This window comes from Rhodococcus sp. 06-156-4 (assembly GCF_002259345.1).
Taxonomy (GTDB): Bacteria; Actinomycetota; Actinomycetes; order Mycobacteriales; family Mycobacteriaceae; genus Rhodococcoides; species Rhodococcoides fascians_E.
Window position 1 is genome coordinate 346439 of the sequence record NZ_NPGB01000018.1, and the last position, 24095, is coordinate 370533.

The window sequence follows — 24095 nt, forward strand, 5'->3', positions numbered from 1 at the left end:
TGACCATGCGCACTTTTACTTCACCTGAGCAATTGAAGGCAGCGGTCGGCGAGGACCTCGGTAGCAGTGACTGGCTGCAGATCACGCAGGAACGGGTGAACACGTTCGCCGATGCCACGGGTGATCATCAGTGGATCCATGTCGATGTCGAACGCGCGAAGAAGGAAAGCCCGTTCGGTGCGCCGGTCGCCCACGGTTACTTGAGTTTGTCTCTCGTTCCGCTGCTCAACTGGCAGATCTACACCATCGAGAACACGAAACTCGGAATCAACTACGGCTCCAACAAGGTTCGGTTCGTCAATCCGGTGAAGGTGGGTTCGCACGTCCGCTTGCAGACGACGCTGACATCGGTGGACGAAGTGTCCGGTGGGGCTCTGCAGGTCGTCGCCACCAGCACGCTGGAGATCGAGGGTGAGGCGAAGCCTGCGCTCGTGGCGGAGACGATCAGTCGGATCGTGTTCTGACTGCTGCTCTGTCGAGTAGTTCGGGAGGATCGAACGCGGTGATCGGCGGCAGGTCACCGTCGTAGAGTTCGATCTGCACCAGAACGTGCTGACCCGTCGATCCTCGTGCGAGCGAGGATGTGCCGACGTCGGGCGTCAGCACGTTCGGGTTGCCGTGTTTGCACAGCGTGACGGGATCGGCAGGGTCGAGCGGGTCGTACCACGCACCGGTGGACAGTTGTACGACGCTGTCCATCATGGCGTCGTCGATGATCACACCGGCCAGGCAGGCTCCGCGGTCGTTGAACACCTTCACCACGTCGCCCGCGGCGATCCCTCGCGCGGCAGCCGCGGCGGGATGGATCCGAATCGGCTCTCGCCCTCCGATTTTCGACGCCTGGCTGGTAGCACCGTGATCCAGTTGGCTGTGCAATCGAGTGCGGGGCTGATTGGCGATCAAATGCAGAGGATACGTCGCAGCTCGTGCGCCGCCCAACCATTCGTCCGGTTCGAACCAGGCCGGGTGTCCGATGCAGTCGGCGTAATCGAAGCCCGCGATCGTCTCGGAGAAGATCTCGATCTTCCCGCTCGGTGTACGCAGGGCGTTCCGTCGAGGGTCCGCCCGATAGTCGGCGAGCAGGGTGAGGTCGTCCTCGGTGGTCATCCGGAACGAACCGGTGTGCCAGAAGTCGTCGAACTCCGGGGTGTCGACGCCGGCTGCGCGTAGGTAACCGCGCCACTGGTCGTAGAGATGCTCGACCCACTGCCGGGACGACCGACCTTCGGTGAATGTCTCTGCCACGCCCAGCTTCTCGGACAACGCCGCGAAGGTGTCGTAGTCGTCACGCGAATCGGCGTATCGAGGTACGGCGCGGTGCATGGCCACGAGCAGCGGATCGTTGCGGGTGCAACTCAGATCCTCACGTTCGAGCGACGTGGTCGACGGAACGACGATGTCCGCGTGTTTGGCCATCGGCGTCCAGTAAGGATCATGCACGACGATGGTGTCCGGACGCGCCAGTGCGCGCCGCAGTCGTCCCAGGTCCTGGTGGTGATGGAACGGGTTGCCCCCCGCCCAGTGCACGAGCTTGATGTCGGGGTACGTCAGTCGCCTGCCGTCGTAGTCGAACTCGGCACCGGGCCGGAGCAGCATGTCCGAGACCGCGGCCACCGGAATGAAGGACGTGACCGGATTCAGCCCCTGCGGAAGGGTCGGCAACGGGTACGGCACCGGTGCGAGACCAGGCTCGTTCATCGAGCCGTAGCCGTGGCCGAATCCCCCACCCGGGATGCCGATCTGGCCGAGCATCGATGCCAGCGTCAATCCCATCCACGGGGCTTGCTCACCGCTTCGCACTCGCTGCAGGGACCAGGTGACCGTCAGCAAGGTGCGTTGCGACGCCATCGACCTGGCGAGTTCGGTGATCACCTCGGGGGCCAGCCCGGATTTCTCGGACGCCCATGCGGGGGACTTCGGTGTGCCGTCGGTGTCACCGAGGAGGTAGTGCTCGAACGCGTCGTATCCCGTGGTGTACTCGTCCAGGAATTCTCGGTCGAGCAGGTTCTCGGTCGCCAGTACGTGAGCCAGCCCGAGCATCACTGCAACATCCGAGCCTGGACGCGGCGCGAGCCACGTTGCAGCGCCCGACATGTCGTCTCGTAGCGGACTGACGGTGACGATTTTTCCGCCGCGAGCCCGGAGTTCCGCGAGTGCGGATTCGGTGGGGTGATTCGATGTGCCGCCGTGATTGACGGACGTGTTCTTCACCGGCACTCCGCCGAACGCGACCAGGAGGTCGGTCTCGCGCGCGATGACATTCCAGGATGTCGACCGTGAGAACAACTTCCAGTGCGCTCCGACGACGTGCGGCATGACCACGGACGTGGCGCCGGTGGAGTAACTGTTCACGGACCGGGTGTAACCACCGAGGCAGTTCAGGAAGCGATGAACCTGGGACTGGGCGTGATGGAAGCGCCCGGCACTGGCCCACCCGTAGGACCCACCGTAGATCGCAGTGTTTCCGTACCGGTCGATGACCCGCCGGAGTTCGTCGGCGAGGAGGTCGATGAGCTCGTCCCAGGTGACGGAGACGAACTGATCGCTTCCGCGATGCTCGCTCGGACCCGGCCCGTCTTCGAGCCACCCTCGTCGCACGGCCGGTCCGGTGACGCGCGAGCGGTGACGTACCGATCCGGGAAGATTCCCCAGAACGGGTGACGGGCTCGAATCGCCTGCGTCGGGCGTGATCCCGGTTATCTCACCGTGCGCCGCGTCGGCCCGGAACATGCCCCAGTGGGCCATGTGCTGTGCACTCACAGGTCGATGCCGCGGCTTCTCACAGCATCCAGCAATGCAGTGGGTCGCTCGGTCGTCGGAACGGGGTCGACGAGCGCGAACGAACATCCGATGGCGCGTGCAGCGCCGTCGGCTTCTTCACTGTCCCCGACCATCAGGGTTCGTGTCGGGTCGACCCCGAGACCGTCGACGGCGATGCGGAAGATCTCCGGTTGCGGTTTGACGACTCCGACCTCGAAGGACAGCGTGAACCTGTCGACGTACTTTTCGATGCCGAGCTGCGCGAACGCCGGCCTGATGTCGAAGGGGATGTTGCTCAGGACACCGACCGAGATAGACCTCGCGGCAAGGGCTTTCACCACCTCGGCCGTGTCGGGATACGGCGTCCAGCTGGCTGCGTCGACGACGCGGCCGTACACGGATTCCGCCTGCTCCGGTCGGTCTATTCCGGATTCCTTCAGAACGTGAAGATATGCCTGCCGGTGCAGTGCCGGGTCCAGGTCGCGGTTCCGCCACGCGTGGCGGGTGATGTCGTCGAACTGCACGACCTCCCCGACCGGTGCGGTCATACGGCGCATCAACTCCGCCGCGTGATGCCCGTCCACCGGAGCGCCGTCCGAGTGGGTGACACCGTCGAACCACGAGTCGTCCTCGTCCAGCCGAAAGAGGGTGCCGGAGAAGTCGAAGATGACCGCCTCGATCATGGCAGGGATGCCACGAGTGCCTCGACGTCGACGCGTGGTCCGGTGAAGAACGGTGTCTCCTCGCGTACGTGGCGCCGTGCTTCGGTGGCACGCAGGTCGCGCATGAGGTCGACGATGCGGTCGAGTTCCGGTGCCTCGAAGGCGAGAATCCATTCGTAGTCCCCGAGGGCGAACGACGGCACGGTGTTGGCCCGGACGTCCTTGTAGCCGCGGGCGGCCATGCCGTGATCGGCGAGCATCGTACGACGCTCCTCGTCGGGCAGCAGGTACCAGTCGATGGAGCGGACGAACGGATAGACGCAGATGTAGGCGCCCGGGTCCTCACCGGCGATGAACGCCGGTACGTGACTCTTGTTGAACTCGGCCGGGCGATGCAGTGCGGAGTTGCTCCACACCGGGGTGCTTGCCTTCCCCAGCGCGGTGGTCCGACGGAAGTCGGAGTACGTGGCCTGCAGGTCCTCGATGCGCTCGGCGTGCGTCCAGACCATGAAGTCGGCATCGGCGCGCATCCCGGCGATGTCGTAGACGCCGCGTACTGCGACGCCTTTCTCTTCCTGGCTCTCGAAGAACACCCGGGCTTCCTTCGATGCGGCGGCGCGGTCGTCGCCCAGGACTCCTGGGGTGACCTTGTACACCGAGAACATCAGGTAGCGAAGTGTGGAGTTGAGCGCTGAGTAGTCGAGGCGTGCCATGCGCCCTATCGTGCCACCTCGGATACGGCGGCGGCCGCTCTGGTGGCGGATGCGACACAAGCGGGGACTCCGACGCCGTGGCTCCAGGCACCGGCGACGGCGAGCCCGGGGACGTCACGGACGGCGGCGTCGATCTCGGCGACTCGCTCGACGTGCCCCGGCGCGTACTGCGGTAGCCCGCCTCGCCAGCGCTGCACCACGGTCTCGACCGGTGCGACGTCCAGGCCGGTGACCGTACGCAGATCCTGCGTGGCGATGTCGACGAGTTCCCTGTCGGTCATCTCCAGCGCTGCAGTGTCGCCGAAACGGCCGAGAGACGCACGCAGCAGCGGTGTTTCCCGCTCCCCCAGGTGCGTCCATTTCCGGCTCGAGAGAGTGAACGCTTTCACCGAGAGTCCTGCGTCGGTGGCGACGAGGACACCCGAGTTGTCCGGCAGTGCGGTCCCCGGTGGTAGAGACATGGCCACCACGACGGACGACGCGAGTTCGATGTCCGCGGCGGCGTCCGCGGCGTCAGGAACTGTGTCCGCGAGGATGCGTGCGAGAGCCGGGGCAGGTACGGCGAGAACCACGACGTCCACGTGACCGATGGGGTCGACGCGCCAGCCACGCCGCTCTCCCCGGATCGACACGACTTCGGTACCCATGACAGTTCGAGCGTTCGTCGCCGATACCAGCGCGTCGACCAGTACTCCGTACCCGTCGCGGAGTGCACCGAACACCGGTCCGGAGCTGGGCGGGGGCAGTGCCCGCTTCACGGCAGCCGTCAAGCTGCTCGCTCCTGCGTCGAGTGCTGCGGCCAACGTCGGCAGCGCGGCCCGTACGCCGATCGAGTCCGACAGTCCGGAGTACACCCCGCCGAGCAAGGGATCGACGGATCGACGAAGCACCTGATCGCCGAACCGACCACCCACCAACTCGGCGACGCTGACGTCTTCGCCCACGTTCCAGGTCATCGGCGAGTCGGATTCGGCGGAGATCCTCCGCACGGTCTCGTCGTCGACCATTCCGCGTAGCGCGACAGCGTCGGACGGGATTCCCATCAAGGTGTCCGGTGGCATCGGATGCAACGCACCGCCCGCGTAGAACAGTGGTCGCCTACCCGCCGGATGCACCAACTGCTCGGACAGGCCGAGTTCGTCCAGCAGAGCGGGAACCTCGGGCCGTCGCCCGATGAAGGCCTCCGCACCCACGTCGAGTGAACCACCGGCGATGCGTGCCGTCCGCAACGTTCCGCCGAGCCGCTCGGATGCCTCGACGACGGTGATCTCCGCGTCCGGGCCCAGGCTGCAGCGCAGTCGGTAAGCAGCGACCAGTCCGGTGATTCCGCCGCCGACCACCGCGGCGCGAGGCGCCGACACCGTCACAGCGAATGCACCAGCTCCACGACACGGGTGAGGATCGTGGGGTCGGTGTCCGGCAGGACTCCGTGGCCGAGGTTGAACACGTGCCCGGTGGCCCCCGCCGCGAGCGCACGATCCGCCTCCGCAACGATTCGCCTCACCTCGGTCTCGACGGCGTCCCAACCCGCGAACAGCACCGCCGGGTCGAGGTTGCCCTGCAGAGCTTTTCCTGCCCCGACGCGGGTGATCGCGTCGTCGAGTGGGATCCGCCAGTCGACGCCGACCACGTCGGCACCCGCGTCGCCCATTGCGCCGAGCAGTTCCCCCGTACCGACTCCGAAGTGAATCTTCGGGACACCGGCCGAGCTCACCGCGTCGAACACCTTGGTCGAGTGCGGAAGGACGAATTCACGGTAATCGGCGAGTGAGAGTGCCCCCGCCCAGGAGTCGAACAGCTGGAGTGCATCGATTCCGGCCGCGAGTTGTGCCGTCAGGAACGTGATGGTGGTGTCCGCAAGTGTGTCCAACAACGTGTGCCAGGTCTGCGGGTCGGACCGCATCAACGCCTTCGTCTTCTCGTGGTTTCGGCTGGGCCCGCCCTCGACCAGATACGAGGCGAGCGTGAACGGGGCGCCGGCGAAGCCGATCAGCGCTGTCTCGCCCAGCTCCTTCGTCAGCAGAGCAACGGCGTCCGCTACCGGCTGTACCTGGTCGGCACTCAGCTGCGGTAGTGCATCGACATCGGCACGCGATCGCACCGGATTCGCCACCACCGGGCCCGTACCGGCGACGATGTCGAGGTCGATGCCTGCGGCCTTGAGCGGCACGACGATGTCCGAGAAGAGAATTGCGGCGTCGACGCCGTGCCGCCTGACCGGTTGCATCGTGATCTCGGTGACCAGCTCTGCATCGAAGCAGGATTCCAGCATTCCGATCCCGGCCCGGATCGTGCGGTACTCGGGTAGAGAACGCCCGGCCTGACGCATGAACCACACGGGTCGGCGCGTCGGGACGCGGCCCGCGGCGGCGGCCAACAGGGGCGCGTCGGGAAGGTGGCGACGCGAGGACGGCGTGTCGGTGCTGGGCGTGACGGTGTTCATTGCAGTCCATGCTGCCACGCCTCACGATCGACGCCTCTACGCAGGTCCGTGCTGGTACTTCGGCGCGCCTCCGACGAACGGGAACGTGAGAAGTCTAACGTCCGGTGACGTGACCACACCCGGATCCGCTGCCGAGCCTGCGCCGTTTCGATCGGCTGTCGAGGCGATGCACCGGGCAGTCGTGCACCCCTCGATCGAAGTCGGCCCGATCAGACCGCCGCAGCGTCTCGCGCCGTACAGCTATGCGGTGGGCGCCGAGGTCAAGCACCCTGTCGGTGAGGACGTCGGCGAGCAGTCCGACGGTGACGCATTCGGCCGACTGATCTTGTTGTACGACCCGGACGGTGACGAGGCATGGAACGGCACCATGCGCCTCGTCGCCTACATCCAGGCCGACGTCGACGAGACCCTCGCGTCGGACCCACTGCTTCCCGAGGTCGGGTGGAGCTGGCTGGTCGATGCTCTCGGTAGTCGTGCCGAGCCGGTGACCGCGCTGGGTGGGACTGTCACATCGACCAGTTCCGTCCGGTACGGGGACATCGCCGGGCCCCCGAAGGCGCATCAACTCGAGCTCCGCGCGTCGTGGACGGCGGGATCGGTGGAGCTCGCGTCACACGTGGAGGCGTTCTGCGAGGTCCTGGCCTACGCCGCCGGATTGCCTCCGGCCGGGATCACCGAGTTACGGAGCACAGCCGAGAAACGGTGACGCGACCCGAACTGGATCGTGAGTTCGCACGCGGTCCGCTCGTTTGGGCTTAGAGTCACCTCTCATGTCAGCGACAAGTTCCAGTGAACCGTCGGATGTAACGGACGGTCCTCCGCCTGCCGTTCCTCTGCTCGCGCCCGCCGACGGTGTCCCCCCGGTCGTCGACACCGTCGCCGGCGTCGCCGAGGCCGCGGCTGCACTGGCGGGCGGTCACGGTCCGCTCGCAGTGGACGCCGAACGTGCGTCGGGTTTTCGCTACTCCCAGCGTGCGTACCTGCTGCAATTTCGCCGCCGCGGTGCGGGAACGGTCCTGCTGGATCCGATACCGGTCACCGGGCAGCTCACCGCCTTGGCCGAGGTGATCAACCCGTTGGAGTGGGTGTTGCACTCGGCCGACCAGGATCTTCCCGGCCTCGAAGAACTGGGCCTCGTCCCGACGACGCTGTACGACACCGAACTTGCCGGCCGTCTGGCAGGCTTCGAGCGCGTCGGACTCGGCGCGATCGTCGAGAGAACGCTCGGCCTCTCGTTGCAGAAAGGGCACGGCGCCGCCGATTGGTCGACGCGGCCACTCCCGGACACGTGGTTGAACTACGCCGCACTGGATGTGGAAGTACTGCTGGAACTGCGCGACGCGATGGCCGCCGAACTCGAGAGCCAAGGCAAGACGGAGTGGGCGGCGCAGGAGTTCGCACACATTCTGACCCTCGGTCCCCCGAAGCCGAAGACCGACCGTTGGCGCCGGACATCGGGTATCCATGCGGTGAAATCTCAGCGTGTCCTCGCGGCGGTGCGTGAACTGTGGCAGGCGCGCGACGAGATCGCTCGCCGCCGCGACATCGCCGCGGGACGGGTTCTGCCGGACTCGGCCATCGTCGCCGCCGCCACCTCGGATCCGAAGAACGAGAACGAGTTGAAGGCGTTACCTGTCTTCGGCGGCCCCCGCCAGCGCCGGTCCGCGAAAGTATGGCTGGGCGCGCTCGGCCGGGCACGCGCACTGCCCGCCTCCGACCTGCCGCCCAAGGCAGCACCGTTCGACGGTCCTCCCCCGGTGAATCGGTGGGCTCGCCGCGACCAGGATGCCGCCGATCGGCTCGCCGCGACGCGAGCGGCAATGACGGAACTCAGCGAGCGCGTGTCGGTTCCCGTCGAGAATCTGCTGCTTCCCGATCTGTTGCGCCGGCTCGTGTGGGACTGGAAGCCGCTGACGTCGACCGACGCCGCGGGTGCGATCGAGCACGAGCTGGCCGACGGCGGGGCCCGTCCCTGGCAGCGTGAGCTCGTCGTCCCAGTGCTCACGGCCGCATTGACCCCTCCTCAAGTTACCGACGGGTAATACCCGCTACAGTGGGCGTCAACCCGGCGTCGGTCGGGTCCATGTCCGCATCTGTCGGGAGGATCGAAGCGTGTCTGTACCCGCGTCCACCAGCTCACAGCGGAATGTCGTGTTCGTCGACGGCATCCGCACACCGTTCGGCAAGGCAGGCCCCAAGGGCATCTACGCCGACACTCGCGCCGACGACCTCGTCGTCAAAGCCATCCGCGAACTGCTCCGCAAGAACCCCAACCTTCCTCCCGAGCGGATCGACGAGGTCGCCATCGCCGCGACCACGCAGACCGGCGATCAGGGCCTGACGATCGGCCGCACGTCCGCTCTGCTGGCAGGTCTTCCCCGCAGCGTGCCCGGCTTCGCCATCGATCGCATGTGTGCGGGCGCCATGACGTCGGTGACCACCACCGGATCAGGCATCGGCTTCGGCCAGTACGACGTCGTGATCGCAGGCGGCGTCGAGCACATGGGTCGTCACCCGATGGGCGAGGGCGTCGATCCGAACCCGCGGTTCCTCGCGGACAAGCTCGTCGACCCGAGTGCTCTCGTCATGGGCAACACCGCCGAGAACCTCCACGACCGCTTCCCGTCGATCACCAAGGACCGCACCGACGCCTACGCCGTGGCGAGCCAGGAGAAGTACGACGCCGCCAAGAAGGCCGGCTACATCGCCGACACCCTCGTCCCTGTCGCCACCAAATCTGCCGCCGGATGGGGTCTGGCCACCGAGGACGAACCACCTCGTCCGGGCACCACCGTCGAAGACCTGGCGAAGCTCAAGACTCCGTTCCGTCCGGCCGGCCGCGTGACCGCCGGAAACGCAGCAGGTCTCAACGACGGTGCCACCGCCGCGATTCTCGCAGGTGAAGACACTGCGCACGAGCTCGGACTGAACATCGGCATGCGGATGGTCGGCTTCTCGTTCGCAGGCGTCGACCCCGCCGTGATGGGCATCGGACCGGTCCCGGCGACCGAAAAGCTGCTCGGCCGAACCGGATTGAGCATCTCCGACATCGGCTTGTTCGAGATCAACGAAGCCTTCGCCATCCAGGTCCTCGCGTTCCTCGAGCACTACGGCATCGCCGATGACGACCCCCGCGTCAACCAGTGGGGCGGCGCCATCGCGTGTGGCCACCCGCTCGCATCCTCCGGCGTGCGCCTCATGACACAGCTGTCGCGTCAGTTCGCGCAGCGTCCCGACGTCCGCTACGGCTTGACGACCATGTGCATCGGCCTCGGTATGGGCGGCACCGTCATCTGGGAGAACCCGAACCACTCCGACTACGCGGGAGTGAAGCCTGCAGGAACGACCCAGACGGCAGGAGCAGCCAAATGAGCGACATCACCACTGCGTTCACCGACGAGGTAGTCACGAACGCATTCACCAAGATCATCTCCGTCCCCGGCCTCGAAGGCTCGATCGCCCTCGTGACGCTGGACAACGGCTACGACCACACCAAGCCGTCGACGTTCGGCCCCGGCGGCCTCACGCAGTTCGACGCCGCACTGGACGAGGCATTCGCCGCGAACCCGGTCGCGATCGCAGTGACCGGCAAGCCGTTCATCTTCGCGGTCGGTGCCGACCTCAATGGTGTACCGAACATCAAGACCAAGGACGAGGCGCTCCAGATCGGTCAGCTCGGCCACAAGGTGTTCCGGCGCCTGCGTGAATCCGAGATCCCGACGTTCGCATTCATCAACGGTGCGGCTCTCGGCGGCGGCCTCGAAGTCGGCCTGCACTCGCACTACCGCACCGTCGCCGACAACGCGGCAGCACTGGGATTGCCCGAGGCGTTCCTCGGACTCGTTCCGGGATGGGGCGGAACTCAGTTGCTGCCCAACATCATCGGCGCATCGAACGCCGTGACGGTGATCATCGAGAATTCGCTCAACCAGAACCGAACCCTCAAGCCGCAGCAGGCGCTCGATCTCGGTATCGCCGACGCCGTGTTCGGCGGCGCCGACTTCATCGAGCAGTCGCTGGCATGGGCAGCCCAGGTCATCAAGGGCGACATCACTCCCGCCCGTCCCGAGATCGACCGTGGCCAGGCCTGGGATGACGCCGTTGCCCGCGCCAAGGGCATCGTCGCGGGCAAGACCGGTAACTTCGCTCCCGGTCCGGTCGCTGCTGTCGAGCTGATCGAGCTCGCCAAGAACACCGACATCAACGACTCGGCTTCGCTGGACGCCGCATTCGCTGCCGAGGACGAGGCACTGTCCACTCTGCTCGTGAAAGACGAACTGCGTGCAGGCCTCTACGCATTCGATCTCGTACAGAAGCGGGCCAAGCGACCCGCAGGCGCACCGGACAAGTCGTTGGCGCGCAAGATTTCCGGCGTCGGCATCGTCGGGGCAGGTCTGATGGCCAGCCAGCTCGCTCTGCTCTTCGTCCGGCAGCTGAAGGTTCCGGTGATCCTCACCGACATCGACCAGGAGCGCATCGACAAGGGCGTCGGCTACGTTCACGGTGAGATCGACAAGCTGCTCGGCAAGAAGCGTCTGTCCCCGGATGCCGCCAACCGATTGAAAGCACTGGTCTCCGGCTCCATCGACAAGGCGGCGTTCGCACAGGCAGACTTCGTCATCGAGGCCGTGTTCGAGAATCTCGACGTGAAGAAGAAGGTGTTCGCCGAGGTCGAGGAATTCGTCTCTCCCGACACGATTCTCGCCACCAACACCTCGTCGCTGTCGATCACGAAAATGGCAGCCGATCTGAAGCACCCCGAGCGCGTGGTGGGCTTCCACTTCTTCAACCCCGTCGCCGTCCTCCCGCTACTGGAGGTCGTCAAGGGCGAGAAGACCGACGATGCCACGCTGGCAACGGCATTCGCCACGGCCAAGACGCTCAAGAAGTCGGCCGTGCTCTCTGCCGACCTGCCCGGATTCGTCTTCAACCGGCTCGTCACCCGCGCATCCGGCGAGATCATCGCCGCGATCGACGAGGGCACGCCCTTCGACGTCGCCGACGGGGCGGTCGCCGAGCTCGGCATGCCGATGAGCCCGCTCACCCTGCTGGCATTGGTCGGACCGGCCGTCGCCCTGCACACCGCGGAGACCCTCGCCGAGGCGTACCCCGAGCGGTTCAAGGACTCCGCCGGATTCCGCGCACTCGTCGACGCCAAGAAGCCCGGCGTCTGGACCTACGGACCCGAAGGCCAGATCGTCGACCCCGAGGTGGCAGCGCTGTGGCCGCAGGGTGATTCACCGTCGACGGCAGAGCAGGTTCTGGATCGAACCCGCCGAGCGTTCGCCGACGAGATCAACATCATGTTGGAGGAAGGCGTCGTAGCCGCGGCGGAGGACATCGACCTCTGCCTGCTCCTCGGTGGCGGCTTCGGATTCTGGAACGGCGGAATCACGCCGTACCTCGACCGAACCGGCACCTCGGAAGCGGTGACCGGCAGGCGATTCCTCGCCGACGGCGTCGCGAACGTCTGACGGAAGTCCGAGATCGAAGTTGTGTACGTCGTCACCGTGAACCATGTACACAACTTCGATCTCGCCGGCGTTACAGCGTGCCCAGAAAAGCCATGAGCTCAGATTCGCGTGCGGGGTCGTAGGACTCCGCGGAAGACGACACAACGCGGTTGCGGTCGACGTAGTCGCCGCTGCGAGCGAGCGTTCGGCCGGACACCAGGTCAGCGAGTGCCGCACCTGCCTGCGTGGACGTGGTGGCCAGTGGCGTCAGAGTAAGCACTGGACCCAGCGCTCGCATCATCAGCTGCGCTCCCCTGCCTGCATGTCTGGCCAGGCCGGTCCCCGGGACCAGACCGGGGTTGAACGAGATGATGTCGACGCCCGGTTCGAGGGCGTCAGCCCATGCATGAACGAGGTGGACCGCCGCAAGTTTGCTGGTCGAGTACGCGGTTCTCCCGGCTGCGGCCGACTCCGGTTCGGCGAAGGCACCGGGACGCGCGAGGACGTCCGGAGCCGACCACACGGGCGCCGGAACCAGCGCGAGATTGTGCCGGAGATCCCCGAAGTGCGTGTCGCTGACGGTGATCACGATGCGCGAGGAATCCGTCAGGTGGGACCGGAGCTGGGTCAGAAGTACGTGGTTGGCAACTACGTTGACCGCGAAGGTCGCTTCGAGACCGTCGACCGTCGTCGTGACGGCATCGGTGTACTGGATGCCCGCGTTTCCGACGAACCTGTCGAGTTTCGGGATCGAACCGTTCTGCACCAGCGCGCCGATGTGACGGCCCGCCGCTCTCGTCGCCTCGACGTCAGCGAGGTCGGCGTCCACGAACGTGACCCGAGGAGAGGTCGGGCCAGGTCTTCGCCCGACCACGACGAGGTGTGCATGAGGGTCGTCGGCAAGCAACCTCGAGGCTGCTACGGCGCCGATCCCCTGGCTGACTCCGGTCATGACAATGGTGTGTGCGGAACTGTGGGTCATGGCACCCACGCTGTCACCGGCACAGGAGTACAACCAGCACCCGGTGAGACGGTGGGATCAGCAGTACCAGGATGCATCCGCCGAAGCGGGAGATGATGGACCGATGAGCGACACGGCATCCGACCTCGGTGAAGTCCTGCGCGGATGGAGGGACAGACTCTCACCTGTCGATGCAGGCCTGCCGACGGGCCCGAGGCGGCGGACCGAGGGTCTACGCCGTGAAGAGTTGGCACAGCTGGCCGGAGTGTCCGTCGACTACCTCGTCCGACTCGAACAAGGCCGCGCCACGACGCCGTCCGCGCAGGTCACCGCGTCTTTGGCACGAGCCTTGCAGTTGAACGGCGCCGAGCGAGATCACCTGTACCGCTGCGCTGGCCTGTTGCCACCGGGCCCGGGAAGCATCGATCGACACGTCGGTCCCGGCATTGCGCGCCTCGTCGGCCGCCTGGCGGACACGCCTGTGGCCGTGTTCGCGGCGGATTGGGACCTTCTGACGAGGAACCCGATGTGGAGCGCACTGCAAGGCAATCCGACGGCGATCGACGTGACGCACCGAAACCTGGTTCGGGTGATGTTCGGGAGCGACGATCGCGGCCGAGCCGCCTATCCACCCGCGTCGTCGACGGCAGACCTGGAGCATCTCGCGACGGCACTCGTCGCCGACCTCAGAATCGCAGCCGTCCGGTTCCCACGCGACGCACCGCTGCTTGCGTTGATCACCGAATTACGTACGCAGAACTCGTATTTCGATGCACTGTGGCGCTCGGGGACCGCCGCCGAGCATGCCACCGATCGCAAGACGATCCACCATGCAACCGTCGGGGACATCACCCTCGACTGCGACGTTCTCACCGCACCCGGCACCGACCTCCGGCTTGTCGTCTACACCGCTGCGACGGGCACGGCAGATGCAGACAAGCTCGACTTTCTTCGGGTCGCGGCAGGCGTCGCCGTAGCCGAGCACTGAGATTGCCGTCACGTCGCGATACATTTCGGCGGGCTGTGCCGTCGAGAGGGACATGAACACACTGAAGATCGCAGTTGCAGGTGGAACCGGCGTCGTCGGCAAGCACGTGGTCGACCTCGCACGAGGACGCGGTCACGACGTTCTCGTGCTCACCCGCTCCAACGGCGTGGACCTCGTCGACGGAACCGGCCTCGACGACGCTCTCGCCGGGGTCGACGTCGTCGTAGACGTTGCCTCGACGCAAACAATGTCTGCCAAGGAATCCGTCCGGTTCTTCACGAGCGTTACCGCACATCTCCTTCGGGCGGAGCACAATGCGGGCGTGCGGCATCACGTGGCGCTCTCCATCGTCGGCGTCGACGAGGCGCCGTACTCGTACTACGCGGGAAAAGTCGCGCAGGAACAAGCGATTCGAGACGGCGACATTCCCTGGACCATCCTGCGCGCAACGCAGTTTCACGAATTCGCCGAGCAACTCGTCGAGCGAACCACGCTCGGTCCGCTCGTCGTCGTACCACGTATGCGGTGCATGCCCGTCGCGGCACGAGACGTTGCGCGGACACTCGTCGAACTGGCCGAAGGCACACCCGCAGGCAAAGTCCCGGACCTCGGCGGACCACGAGAGGAACGCATGGTGGACATGGTCCGCACCCACGTGGCCACACTCCACGGCAGACACTGGGTTGTCGAGGTCCCCGTGCCAGGCGCCTACGGGAGAGCCATGCGCGACGGCACCCTCGTGCCGGGAGCCGATGCCGACCACGCGTCGACCACCTTCGCGGATCGACTCGGCTGAAGGAACCCGACCCTCCGCGCTGGGGTAACCCTTCGGATGAAATCCGCTGATTTCAGCCACCGACCGGCTGGAGCAGGTCCATGATGTCGATGACCACCACCGACGCTGGCTCGTCAGAAAGCTGGGTTCGTCATGACGCAACCTGCAGAACGCCATACCGCGAAAGTCATCGGAGTCACCGTCGCGGCAGCGGTCGGTGGCTTCCTCTTCGGTTTCGATTCGTCGGTCGTCAACGGCGCGGTCGACTCGATCCAGGAGAACTTCGGCCTCAGTTCGTTCGTCACCGGATTCGCCGTCGCGATCGCGCTGCTCGGATGCGCAGTCGGTGCGTGGTTCGCCGGGCGGCTCGCCGACAGTTGGGGACGCAAACGCGTCATGCTGTTGGGCTCGGCGTTGTTCACCATCTCGTCGGTGGGTTCCGGTTTCGCATTCTCCATCCCCGATCTGATGTTGTGGCGAGTGCTCGGCGGACTCGGAATCGGAATCGCATCGGTCATCGCGCCTGCCTATATCTCCGAGATCGCGCCCGCACGCTATCGCGGTGGTCTCGCGTCGCTGCAGCAGTTGGCCATCACCGTCGGTATCTTCGCCGCGTTGCTGTCCGACGCGGTGCTGCAGAACGCGGCGGGTGGGCCGTCGAACGATCTGTGGTTCGGTATGGAGGCGTGGCGATGGATGTTCCTCGTCGGCGTCGTACCCGCACTCGTCTACGGTTTTTTGGCCACGCTCATCCCCGAGTCCCCTCGTTATCTGGTCGGCAAGCACCTCGACGAGGAAGCAGCCCGAATTCTCGGGGAGATCTCCGGCGAGGTGAACCCGAACGAGCGCGTGAAGGAAATCCGGCTGACGCTGCGGCGCGAAGCGAAGTCGTCGTTTGGCGACATTCGCGGACCGAAGTTCGGTCTGCAGCCGATCGTCTGGGTCGGCATCACGATGGCGGTCCTGCAACAGTTCGTCGGCATCAACGCGATCTTCTACTACTCGACGACACTGTGGAAGTCCGTGGGCTTCAGCGAGAATCAGTCGTTCGTCACCTCGGTGATCACATCCGTCATCAACGTCACCATGACGTTCGTGGCGATCCTGTTCGTCGACCGATTCGGCCGTAAGAACTTGCTTCAGATCGGTTCCGTCGGAATGTTCGTGGGACTGGTGCTCGCTGCGGTGTCGTTCACTCAGGCCGTGGGCACCGGAGACGACCTGACACTTCCGACGCCGTGGGGAACGATCGCGCTGATCGGAGCCAACCTGTTCGTCATCTTCTTCGCCGCCACCTGGGGTCCGATCATGTGGGTGATGTTGGGAGAGATGTTCCCCAACAACATGCGTGCGGTTGCTCTCGGTATCAGCACTGCAGCCAACTGGGTAGCGAACTTCGCGATCACGTTGGCGTTCCCGCCGCTCACTCAGTCGATCGGCCTCGGTTTCATCTACTCGTTCTTCGCGTTCTTCGCGCTGGTGTCCTTCTTCTTCGTAAAGTTCAAGATCCGCGAAACGAAGGGCATGGAGCTCGAGGACATGGTTCTGTAACTCCGGTCAGGAGGCGCGTCATGCCGATGTTCGTCGTCGAATACACGTACACGCCGGAAACGTCGGGCGGCCGAGACGACCACCGAACCGACCACCGAGCGTGGATCCACGAGATGGTTCGCCGAAAAACCATCAGGTCGTCCGGGCCGCTGGCCGACCACAGTGGCGCAATGTTCATCGTCGAATGCCCCGACCGCGACGCCGTCGCCCGGTTGTTCGCACACGATCCGTTCAACCGTGCCGGCTTGGTGGCCGACGTGCGGATCAGTCAGTGGGCGCCCACCATCGGTGAACACGCCGACTGACGCCTCAGTTCGACCCGAGCCACCCGGCGATGCGGCGCGTCAGGTCTTCCGGCGTGAGCCCCAGTTCACGGTGGATCTGCTCGCGTGACGCGTGATCCAGGAATCGCTGCGGAACTCCGATGTCGCGGCACGCGGTGTCCACACCGACTGCCCGGACCGCCGCGGACACCGTCGATCCGACGCCTCCGTGCACCCCCGAATCCTCGAGGGTCACGACGAGTTTGTACTCCTCGGCCAATTTCAACAGGGCCTCCGGGACCGGAAGCACCCATCGTGGATCGACTACGGTCACCGACACACCGTGCTCGGCCAGAGCGGCAGCCGTCTCGAGCGCCAGTCCTGCGAAGGCGCCGACGGCCACGATGAGCACGTCTCGGCCCGCGGAATCAGGCTCGGCCAACACGTCGATGACACCGTCGAGACGTCGGAGCGCCGGGATGTCCTCCGTGACAGCGCCCTTCGGGAACCTGAGGGCAGTGGGCCCGTCACTCACCGCGAGTGCCTCGCCGAGTTCCTCACGGAGAGAGGCGCAGTCGCGTGGTGCGGCAACCCGCATGCCGGGAACGATCCCGAGCAACGACATGTCCCACATGCCGTTGTGGCTGGCACCGTCGGCACCGGTGACACCGGCGCGGTCCAGAACGAGAGTGACCGGCAGATTCAGCAGCGCAACGTCCATCAGTAGTTGGTCGAAGGCGCGATTGAGGAACGTCGAGTACACGGCGACGACGGGGTGCAGGCCACCGAGCGCAAGGCCTGCCGCCGACGTCATTGCATGCTGTTCGGCGATCCCGACGTCGAACATACGGGTGGGGTACTTCTCCCCGAACGCCGCGAGGCCGGTGGGACCCGCCATGGCCGCGGTGATCGCGACGATGTCCTCACGCTCGGCCGCACGGTCGATCAATTCGGCCGAGAACACGGACGTCCAATCGGGAGCCGATTGCTTGCGGGCGAGCCCGGTCAGGGGATCGATGACGCCGGTGGCGTGCATCTGGTCGGCGACGTTGTTCTCGGCGTGGGCGTACCCCATACCCTTGCGAGTGACTGCGTGCACGATCACCGGGCCGCCGTATGCCTTGGCTCGGCGCAAGGCGGACTCCATGGCCTGCTCGTCGTGACCGTCGACCGGTCCCAGGTATTTGATGCCGAGGTCGGTGAACAGGACCTGAGGGCTGATGGCGTCCTTGACGCCCGCTTTCATGCCGTGCAGCATCGCGTACGCCGTCTTGCCGAACAACGGAATCTTGCGGACGATGCGGCGTCCGTTGTCGAGAATGCGCTCGTAGCCCGGCTGCAGGCGTAGGGCGGCCAGATGTTCGGCCAATCCGCCGATGGTGGGAGCGTAGGAGCGACCGTTGTCGTTGACGACGATCACGAGGGAACGATCCTTGCCCGCCGCGATGTTGTTGAGTGCTTCCCAACACATCCCGCCCGTCAGCGCTCCGTCACCGACGACGGCGACGACGTGGCGGTCGCTCTGCCCGGTCAGCTGAAAAGCCTTGGCCAGCCCGTCCGCGTAGGACAAGGACGCCGACGCATGCGAGGACTCGACCCAGTCGTGTTCGCTCTCGGCGCGCGAGGGGTAGCCGGACAGTCCGCCCTGCTTGCGGAGCGACGCGAACTCGGCGGTGCGGCCGGTGACCATCTTGTGCACGTACGCCTGATGGCCGGTGTCCCAGATGATCGGGTCACGCGGAGAATCGAACGTGCGGTGGACGGCCAACGTCAGCTCGACGACACCCAGGTTGGGACCCAGATGACCTCCGGTGGCCGACACCGTCTCGACGAGGAATTCACGGATCTCCTCGGCCAGATCCACCACCTCCGCCGGCGAAAGACGGCGCAGGTCCTCAGGCGACTGAACGCGCGCTAGAACACCCAACGAGATCGCTCCCTCCGGCCGGAAACTTCGGCAACACGTGCGGTACTTCGATGTCGATGGCTCGACACTTCTTCGATCAGAACAGTCTACGTAGCGAAACGTAGACGCCGTACCGACACTGCCGATGCCGTACCGCGACCACCGCAGAATCATGTACCGACTCCGACAATACTGTGACCTCCGGGCAACACGACCATCACGCCCACGCGTCGATGATCACACCGAACCCCGAGGTCGGAGCATAGGGTTGCCTCATGTCGAGCGTCGTGGATCGAATACTCCAACACGTCTTCGACGCGTGCCGAGACGACACCTCGGGCAGCGTCGCCGATTACATCCCCGAACTCGCCGCGGTCGCGCCCGACGGTTTCGGGATCGCCCTGGCGACGAGCGACGGGTACGTGTACGAGGTGGGCGACACGTCGACGCTGTTCACGATCCAGTCGATCTCGAAGCCCTTCACCTACGGACTGGCCCTCGCCGACCGGGGTGAGGACGCCGTCGCGCAGAAGATCGACATCGAGCCGTCGGGTGAACCGTTCAACGAGATCAGTCTCGATCCGATCACCGAACGCCCACGCAATCCGATGATCAATGCGGGAGCCATCACCTCGGCGTCGCTGATCGCCGGGAAGTCGGCCGCGGATCGGTTCGAACGAATCCGTCAGGCCTACTCCCGGTACGCGGGTCGCTCGCTGACGTTCAACGAATCGGTGTACCGCTCCGAGGCCCGCACCGGCAACCGGAACCGTGCGATCGGATACATGCTGCGCTCGTTCGACATCATCACCGACGATCCCGACGCCGCAGTGGATCTGTACTTCCGCCAGTGCTCCATCGACGTCACCGCGGTCGACCTCGCCATGATGGCTGCCACCATGGCGAACAACGGCTCAAACCCGCGCACGAAGGAACGTGCACTCGCACCGGCGTTGGTGGAGCGCGTCCTCAGTGTGATGACGACGTGCGGGATGTACGACGGTGCGGGCGACTGGGTCGCGCGAGTGGGGATGCCGGCGAAGAGCGGGGTGGGCGGCGGCATTCTGGCCGTCCTGCCCGGTCAGATGGGAATCGCGGTCTACTCCCCCCGGCTCGACCCGCACGGAAACAGCGTGCGCGGCGTCGCGGCGTGCCGAGAACTGTCACGCAAGCTCGAACTTCACTTCCTGCACGTCACGCGCGCGGCCCGGTCCGCGATCCGCGGCAAGTACACCGTCGGTGAGGCCCCGTCGCGTCGCCGACGAAGCGACGTCGAGCAGGCCGCTCTCGCTCGGTTCGGCAGCCGCGCTCGGGTGTACGAGCTGCACGGCGATCTGTTGTTCTCCGGGGCGGAGACCGCGGTTCGCGAGATCGGAAACCTCGACGAACAGCTCGATGCGTTGGTCATCGACGTCCGCGGCGTCGACGAGGTCAGTGACGTGGCGCGCGGAATGTTCGACAGCGTGCTCGGTCACCTGTCCGAGCATGGTTGCAGGGCCTCGCTCGTCGACCCTGCGGGTGTTCTGGGTCGCACCAGTTCGAGCATCGATCCGGGCGGCGCATCCGGCCGCGTCTTCGCCGACCTGGGTTCCGCCATTCAATGGGCCGAGGAGATTCTGCTCGACAAGTACTGCGTCGGACCTCGCCAACCCGACCGTATCGCCTTGCGGGACCACCCGGTGCTCGACGGCTTGACCCCGGCCGAATACGCCGCTGTCGAACCCGCCTTCACCGTGCACACCTACGCAAGGGGCGACACCGTCGTGACCAGCGGACAACCGGCCGCCGGGTTGTTTCTCGTACTGGCCGGGCAGGTGTCGTCGTCGTTCACCTCACCGGGAGGCCGACATCACCGCATCTCGACGCTGTCTCCTGGGATGAGTTTCGGCGAGATGCCCCTTCTGGCCCGAACGGAGTTCCTGCTCGATTTCCGGGCGGACACCCCGTTGTCGGTCGCCGTAATGTCGGTTCGAGATTTCGAAGCGTTGTCCGAGTCGGCACCGTCGGTGAAGCTGGAGCTTCTCACCACCCTCGCGACCGGTGCGTACATGCAGATGAACACCGCGATCAAATCTCTCGGGCAGTTCGATGTGGGGCGCTGAGGCCCCACATCGAACTCGACCGGCGTCGACGCGTCACGCGTCGAGTGTCACCATCGTCAGAACCTCTGTCGGCTGCGGAGATCCGCCTGCGGGCTCGAGCGAGAACGCGAAGTTCGTTGCCGCGCCCATGCCGTCGATTACAGTGCCGTCGCCGTCGGCCAACTGTTCGGCCGTCACCAGACCGACCGACCGAGGCGTGCCGTCGACGAACCACATCTGGTAGTCCTGGCCTGCCGCGGGTGCGGAAACGCCGTCGAGCGTGACGACGAGCGAACCCGACTCACGGGAGTAGGAGATGTTCGCCGTGCCGCCACCGGGGAACTCGGCGGTGGTCTCACGTGCGTCCGGCGCTGCCACGATCTGTTCCGCCTGGGTCGGTGCCGGGTCGTTGCCCAGTACCTGGGTGGCGACCACTCCGCCGCCGACGGCCACGACGACTGCTGCCGCTGCGGCGAGCATCGTGGTACGCCACCGACTTGCCCCTGGGCCGTTCCGCCCCCTCCGCTCCTGCTTGGCGCGGCGATCTCGGTGTCCGCGCAGAGTGGTCACCGTCGCGGGTGCGGGTTCGGCGACGTCCTGCGTGATGCGCGGAATTTCTTGCAGCACGCGATCTCTCAGCTGAGCCGGGGGTTCCGCGGCATCCAGGACGGACACCAGCGCAAGAGTTTCCTGTATCTCGCCGACAAGGATGTTGAACTGCACACGGGCGGTGTCGTCCACCGCCGCACGGTCACGTTCGATGTCGGCTTCCTCGGCGGCGCTCACCGCATGGAGGGCGTACACCTCGGCGGCGTCGAGCAGCCGCTGTCGCGTTGCTTCGCTCATGAGGGTGTCACCCCCAGACATGTCTTCAACTTGATCAGTCCGTCCCGTATTCGCGATTTGATCGTCGGAACCGCGACCCCGAGCCGCTCCGCCACTTCGCGGTATGTCCAACCGCTGTAATAAGCCATTCGTACCGACTCGCGTTGCGTATCGGTCAGTGTGTCGAGGCACGCAACCACGGCGTCGGATTCCAGTCGCTGGGTGACGGCCTCGAGCACCTCGTCGTGTTCCGGGGTGTGGCTGATCGCCCCGTACGCAGCTTCACGGTCGGTCCCGGACTGCTCGGACCGCACGCGGTCCACCGCGCGCCGGTGCGCCAACGTCATGATCCACGCCAGGGGGCTTCCCTGGTTGGGGTCGTAGTTGGGTGCCGACTTCCAGATCTGGAGGAACACCTCCTGCGTCGTCTCCTCGCTGTACCCCGGGTCGCGAAGGACACGCAGCACCATGCCGTAGACACGTGCGCTGGTGGCGTCGTACAACTCGCCGAAGGCGCGTTGGTCACCACCGGCGACCGCGGCCATCAGCCGGCGGAGCCGCTCCATCTCGTCTGCTCGCAGGTTGCGCAACTGCGCACTGGGCACAGCACAGGCCGCACCTTGTTCTGCCGACGGGTCGTCTTCTGAATCCGGTGGCCCCTGGTACTGCGAGCCCGGCGTGGGGTCCGTGCTCACCGTGACGATGTCCCAACGAATTCGACTCTGATCGCGTTCATTGATCAAGAGAGTAGTGCTCATGTTGCTCTCACACCGAAACCTCCGCGTTTTCCCGCCGCACAACATATTCGGTACACCCTGCGCCGCGGATGGCTGCGCGGGATAATCGATTGCACTTCGAGGTCGATTCGGACAATCTTGGAGGAATGGGACACATGCCTGCGATCGAGACATCGGGCCTGATCAAACGCTTCGGCGACAACACTGCGGTGGACGGAATAGACCTGTCGGTTCCGAGTGGAGGTGTATACGGTGTCCTCGGCCCCAACGGAGCAGGCAAGACGACCACGATCCGAATGCTCGCGACCCTCCTTCCGATCGACGGCGGGTCGGCGCGCGTCCTCGGCCACGACGTCGCCTCCGAGGCGGACGCCATTCGCGGCAAAGTCTCGCTGACCGGCCAGTTCGCCTCGCTGGACGAGGATCTGACCGGTACCGAGAATTTGATCCTGCTGGCCCGGCTCTACGGATACTCGCGTCCGGCGGCGCGGTCGCGAGCGGACGAGCTGCTCACCGCGTTCGGGATCGCCGACGCCGGGTCTCGCCAGGTGAAGACGTACTCGGGCGGTATGCGGCGTCGGATCGACATCGCTGCGAGCATCATCGTCACTCCCGAGCTGATCTTCCTCGACGAGCCGACGACCGGCCTGGACCCTCGCAGCCGCAATCAGGTGTGGGACATCGTCCGCGCTCTCGTCGGTGGCGGCACGACGGTTCTGCTCACCACTCAGTACCTCGACGAAGCCGATCAACTGGCCGGACGGATCGCGGTCATCGACCGCGGCAAGGTCATCGCGGAAGGCACCACCGGCGAACTGAAGGCGTCGGTCGGCGCGGGCTCGCTGCACGTGCGAGTGCTGGATCCCGCTCGACGATCCGAGGCCGCAGCGATTCTTCGCACGATTCTGTCCGAGTCGGTGACCGAGGAAGCAGATCCGGTCGCGCTGTCGGCTCGGCTGGACCGGACGTCGTCGGTGGCTGCCGCTCTGCCCGCGTTCGAGGACGCGGGAATCGCGGTGGCCTCGTTCGCCATCGGCCAACCCAGCCTCGACGAAGTGTTTCTCGCGCTGACCGGCCACCCCGCGGACGACGAGTCCGCCCGCACGAACGCCACCGAGAGAACAGAGACATCATCATGACAACGCTGTCGAAGGACGCGTCCGAGCAGGCCGCGGTCGCGGACGTACTACGAAGCGGCGCTACACGACCCCCGCGGCCGAACGCCGTCGCCAGCTCACTGTCCTTCGGGTGGCGAGCGCTCCTCAAGATCAAGCACGTCCCCGAGCAACTGTTCGACGTGACGATGTTCCCGATCATGTTCACGTTGCTGTTCACGTATCTGTTCGGAGGCGCTCTCGCCGGATCCACCACCGCCTACATCCAGTTCCTGTTGCCGGGAATTCTGGTGCAGACCGTCGTGATGATCACGATGTACACGGGCGTGACGTTGAACAAGGACATCGAGAAGGGCGTGTTCGATCGGTTCCGATCGCTACCCATCTGGCGCCCGTCACCGTTGGTGGGCGCGCTCCTCGGTGACGTCGTCCGCTACTCACTGGCGTCGGTCATCGTGCTGATCCTCGGTCTCGTGATCGGGTTTCGGCCCGACGGCGGTCTCCTCGGCGTCGTCGCCTCGATCGCACTGCTGTTGATCTTCTCGTTCTGTCTCTCCTGGGTGTGGACGATGATCGCGATGATCGTGCGCACCGAGGCCGCGGTCATGGGCGTGTCGATGTTCATCCTGTTTCCGTTGACGTTCGCCAGCAACATCTTCGTCGACCCCCAGACCATGCCGGGGTGGCTCCGCGCGTTCGTCGAGGTCAATCCGGTGAGCTTCCTCGTCACGTCCATCCGGTCGTTGATGTCGGGGGAACCGGACGCCACCAAGCTCGCGGTCACTGCCGCGATGTGTGGCGGCTTCCTACTCGTGTTCGGGCCGATCACGATGCGTCTGTACAACCGCAAGACCTGATCTTC

At 65.5% G+C, this 24095-nt stretch carries 21 protein-coding genes; 12 read left to right on the top strand and 9 right to left on the bottom strand.

Annotated elements, in window-relative coordinates; genetic code table 11:
- Positions 1-5 precede the first annotated feature (5 nt).
- Positions 6-464 (top strand): MaoC family dehydratase, encoded by a 459-nt coding sequence (locus CH290_RS12390; protein ID WP_027498535.1) that lies wholly within the window; start codon positions 6-8, stop codon positions 462-464.
- On the opposite strand, the gene CH290_RS12395 is transcribed toward CH290_RS12390, so the two are convergent.
- Genes CH290_RS12395 through hemE form a run of 5 tightly spaced genes read right to left on the bottom strand, consistent with a single transcriptional unit; the run spans position 445 to position 6578 of the window.
- A complete protein-coding gene (locus CH290_RS12395) occupies positions 445-2745 on the bottom strand; it encodes a molybdopterin-dependent oxidoreductase (protein WP_170947585.1) in 2301 nt (766 codons plus the stop codon). The genes CH290_RS12390 and CH290_RS12395 overlap by 20 nt on opposite strands.
- An 11-nt stretch (positions 2746-2756) precedes the next feature.
- A complete protein-coding gene (locus tag CH290_RS12400) occupies positions 2757-3443 on the bottom strand; it encodes an HAD family hydrolase (protein WP_020110162.1) in 687 nt (228 codons plus the stop codon).
- Positions 3440-4135, bottom strand: a complete 696-nt coding sequence (hemQ, locus tag CH290_RS12405; protein ID WP_019664019.1) for a hydrogen peroxide-dependent heme synthase — start codon at positions 4133-4135, stop codon at positions 3440-3442. The genes CH290_RS12400 and hemQ overlap by 4 nt, the downstream gene beginning before the upstream one ends.
- Positions 4136-4140: 5 nt before the next feature.
- Complete coding sequence (locus tag CH290_RS12410; RefSeq protein ID WP_020110163.1) at positions 4141-5502, bottom strand: protoporphyrinogen oxidase; 1362 nt, start codon at positions 5500-5502, stop codon at positions 4141-4143.
- Positions 5499-6578, bottom strand: coding sequence for a uroporphyrinogen decarboxylase (gene hemE / locus CH290_RS12415; protein ID WP_033189660.1), 1080 nt, complete (start codon positions 6576-6578; stop codon positions 5499-5501). Before hemE ends, CH290_RS12410 begins: the two co-directional genes overlap by 4 nt.
- Positions 6579-6687: 109 nt before the next feature.
- On the opposite strand from hemE, the gene CH290_RS12420 reads away from it, so the two are divergent.
- The 4 genes from CH290_RS12420 (at position 6688) to CH290_RS12435 (ending at position 12052) form a co-directional block, all read left to right on the top strand.
- On the top strand, positions 6688-7284 hold the full coding sequence (locus CH290_RS12420) for a DUF3000 domain-containing protein (RefSeq protein WP_019664022.1): 597 nt from the start codon (positions 6688-6690) through the stop codon (positions 7282-7284).
- 64 nt (positions 7285-7348) lie between these two features.
- The gene (locus tag CH290_RS12425; RefSeq protein WP_037142402.1) at positions 7349-8620 is read left to right on the top strand and encodes a ribonuclease D; all 1272 of its coding nucleotides are present in this window, start codon (positions 7349-7351) and stop codon (positions 8618-8620) included.
- A 70-nt stretch (positions 8621-8690) separates the two neighbouring features.
- A complete protein-coding gene (locus CH290_RS12430; protein WP_020110166.1) occupies positions 8691-9950 on the top strand; it encodes a thiolase family protein in 1260 nt (419 codons plus the stop codon).
- Positions 9947-12052, top strand: a complete 2106-nt coding sequence (locus CH290_RS12435) for a 3-hydroxyacyl-CoA dehydrogenase NAD-binding domain-containing protein (protein ID WP_033189658.1) — start codon at positions 9947-9949, stop codon at positions 12050-12052. Before CH290_RS12430 ends, CH290_RS12435 begins: the two co-directional genes overlap by 4 nt.
- 70 nt (positions 12053-12122) lie before the next feature.
- Here the strand turns inward: CH290_RS12435 and CH290_RS12440 are convergent, their stop codons facing one another.
- A complete protein-coding gene (locus tag CH290_RS12440) occupies positions 12123-13013 on the bottom strand; it encodes an SDR family NAD(P)-dependent oxidoreductase (RefSeq protein ID WP_230594241.1) in 891 nt (296 codons plus the stop codon).
- Here CH290_RS12440 and CH290_RS12445 point away from each other — a divergent pair.
- The 4 genes from CH290_RS12445 (at position 13012) to CH290_RS12460 (ending at position 16611) form a co-directional block, all read left to right on the top strand.
- Positions 13012-13980 (top strand): helix-turn-helix transcriptional regulator, encoded by a 969-nt coding sequence (locus CH290_RS12445; protein ID WP_249277809.1) that lies wholly within the window; start codon positions 13012-13014, stop codon positions 13978-13980. The two genes, CH290_RS12440 and CH290_RS12445, sit on opposite strands and share 2 nt — an antisense overlap.
- Before the next feature lie 52 nt (positions 13981-14032).
- Positions 14033-14776, top strand: coding sequence for an SDR family oxidoreductase (locus tag CH290_RS12450; RefSeq protein WP_019664029.1), 744 nt, complete (start codon positions 14033-14035; stop codon positions 14774-14776).
- Positions 14777-14908: 132 nt separating this feature from the next.
- Positions 14909-16306 carry a sugar porter family MFS transporter gene (locus CH290_RS12455; RefSeq protein ID WP_019664030.1) on the top strand — a complete coding sequence of 466 codons (1398 nt, stop codon included), beginning with the start codon at positions 14909-14911 and terminating at the stop codon, positions 16304-16306.
- A gap of 20 nt (positions 16307-16326) precedes the next feature.
- The gene (locus CH290_RS12460) at positions 16327-16611 is read left to right on the top strand and encodes a YciI family protein (protein ID WP_019664031.1); all 285 of its coding nucleotides are present in this window, start codon (positions 16327-16329) and stop codon (positions 16609-16611) included.
- A 4-nt stretch (positions 16612-16615) separates the two neighbouring features.
- Here the strand turns inward: CH290_RS12460 and dxs are convergent, their stop codons facing one another.
- Positions 16616-18496: a 1-deoxy-D-xylulose-5-phosphate synthase gene (gene dxs / locus CH290_RS12465; RefSeq protein WP_027498538.1), complete on the bottom strand. Its 1881-nt coding sequence runs from the start codon at positions 18494-18496 to the stop codon at positions 16616-16618.
- Positions 18497-18750: 254 nt separating this feature from the next.
- Here dxs and glsA point away from each other — a divergent pair, with 254 nt between their 5' ends.
- Positions 18751-20577, top strand: coding sequence for a glutaminase A (gene glsA / locus CH290_RS12470; RefSeq protein ID WP_020110173.1), 1827 nt, complete (start codon positions 18751-18753; stop codon positions 20575-20577).
- A 33-nt stretch (positions 20578-20610) separates the two neighbouring features.
- On the opposite strand, the gene CH290_RS12475 is transcribed toward glsA, so the two are convergent.
- Positions 20611-21402: an anti-sigma factor gene (locus tag CH290_RS12475; RefSeq protein WP_033189657.1), complete on the bottom strand. Its 792-nt coding sequence runs from the start codon at positions 21400-21402 to the stop codon at positions 20611-20613.
- Positions 21399-22139 (bottom strand): sigma-70 family RNA polymerase sigma factor, encoded by a 741-nt coding sequence (locus CH290_RS12480; protein ID WP_019664035.1) that lies wholly within the window; start codon positions 22137-22139, stop codon positions 21399-21401. The genes CH290_RS12475 and CH290_RS12480 overlap by 4 nt, the downstream gene beginning before the upstream one ends.
- Before the next feature lie 125 nt (positions 22140-22264).
- On the opposite strand from CH290_RS12480, the gene CH290_RS12485 reads away from it, so the two are divergent.
- Positions 22265-23257 carry an ATP-binding cassette domain-containing protein gene (locus CH290_RS12485; RefSeq protein WP_170945344.1) on the top strand — a complete coding sequence of 331 codons (993 nt, stop codon included), beginning with the start codon at positions 22265-22267 and terminating at the stop codon, positions 23255-23257.
- Positions 23254-24090, top strand: coding sequence for an ABC transporter permease (locus CH290_RS12490; protein ID WP_019664037.1), 837 nt, complete (start codon positions 23254-23256; stop codon positions 24088-24090). The genes CH290_RS12485 and CH290_RS12490 overlap by 4 nt, the downstream gene beginning before the upstream one ends.
- Positions 24091-24095 lie beyond the last annotated feature (5 nt).

What these genes read in the sequence shown, in the direction of transcription:
- CH290_RS12475 (WP_033189657.1), bottom strand. Translation starts at nt 21,402, where the DNA reads ATGAGCGAAGCAACGCGACAGCGGCTGCTCGACGCCGCCGAGGTGTAC.
- glsA (WP_020110173.1), top strand. Translation starts at nt 18,751, where the DNA reads ATGTCGAGCGTCGTGGATCGAATACTCCAACACGTCTTCGACGCGTGC.
- CH290_RS12490 (WP_019664037.1), top strand. Translation starts at nt 23,254, where the DNA reads ATGACAACGCTGTCGAAGGACGCGTCCGAGCAGGCCGCGGTCGCGGAC.
- CH290_RS12485 (WP_170945344.1), top strand. Translation starts at nt 22,265, where the DNA reads ATGGGACACATGCCTGCGATCGAGACATCGGGCCTGATCAAACGCTTC.
- CH290_RS12445 (WP_249277809.1), top strand. Translation starts at nt 13,012, where the DNA reads ATGGCACCCACGCTGTCACCGGCACAGGAGTACAACCAGCACCCGGTG.
- CH290_RS12455 (WP_019664030.1), top strand. Translation starts at nt 14,909, where the DNA reads ATGACGCAACCTGCAGAACGCCATACCGCGAAAGTCATCGGAGTCACC.
- CH290_RS12400 (WP_020110162.1), bottom strand. Translation starts at nt 3,443, where the DNA reads ATGATCGAGGCGGTCATCTTCGACTTCTCCGGCACCCTCTTTCGGCTG.
- hemE (WP_033189660.1), bottom strand. Translation starts at nt 6,578, where the DNA reads ATGAACACCGTCACGCCCAGCACCGACACGCCGTCCTCGCGTCGCCAC.
- CH290_RS12460 (WP_019664031.1), top strand. Translation starts at nt 16,327, where the DNA reads ATGCCGATGTTCGTCGTCGAATACACGTACACGCCGGAAACGTCGGGC.
- CH290_RS12480 (WP_019664035.1), bottom strand. Translation starts at nt 22,139, where the DNA reads ATGAGCACTACTCTCTTGATCAATGAACGCGATCAGAGTCGAATTCGT.
- CH290_RS12425 (WP_037142402.1), top strand. Translation starts at nt 7,349, where the DNA reads ATGTCAGCGACAAGTTCCAGTGAACCGTCGGATGTAACGGACGGTCCT.
- hemQ (WP_019664019.1), bottom strand. Translation starts at nt 4,135, where the DNA reads ATGGCACGCCTCGACTACTCAGCGCTCAACTCCACACTTCGCTACCTG.
- CH290_RS12435 (WP_033189658.1), top strand. Translation starts at nt 9,947, where the DNA reads ATGAGCGACATCACCACTGCGTTCACCGACGAGGTAGTCACGAACGCA.
- CH290_RS12390 (WP_027498535.1), top strand. Translation starts at nt 6, where the DNA reads ATGCGCACTTTTACTTCACCTGAGCAATTGAAGGCAGCGGTCGGCGAG.
- CH290_RS12440 (WP_230594241.1), bottom strand. Translation starts at nt 13,013, where the DNA reads ATGACCCACAGTTCCGCACACACCATTGTCATGACCGGAGTCAGCCAG.
- CH290_RS12450 (WP_019664029.1), top strand. Translation starts at nt 14,033, where the DNA reads ATGAACACACTGAAGATCGCAGTTGCAGGTGGAACCGGCGTCGTCGGC.
- CH290_RS12395 (WP_170947585.1), bottom strand. Translation starts at nt 2,745, where the DNA reads ATGGCCCACTGGGGCATGTTCCGGGCCGACGCGGCGCACGGTGAGATA.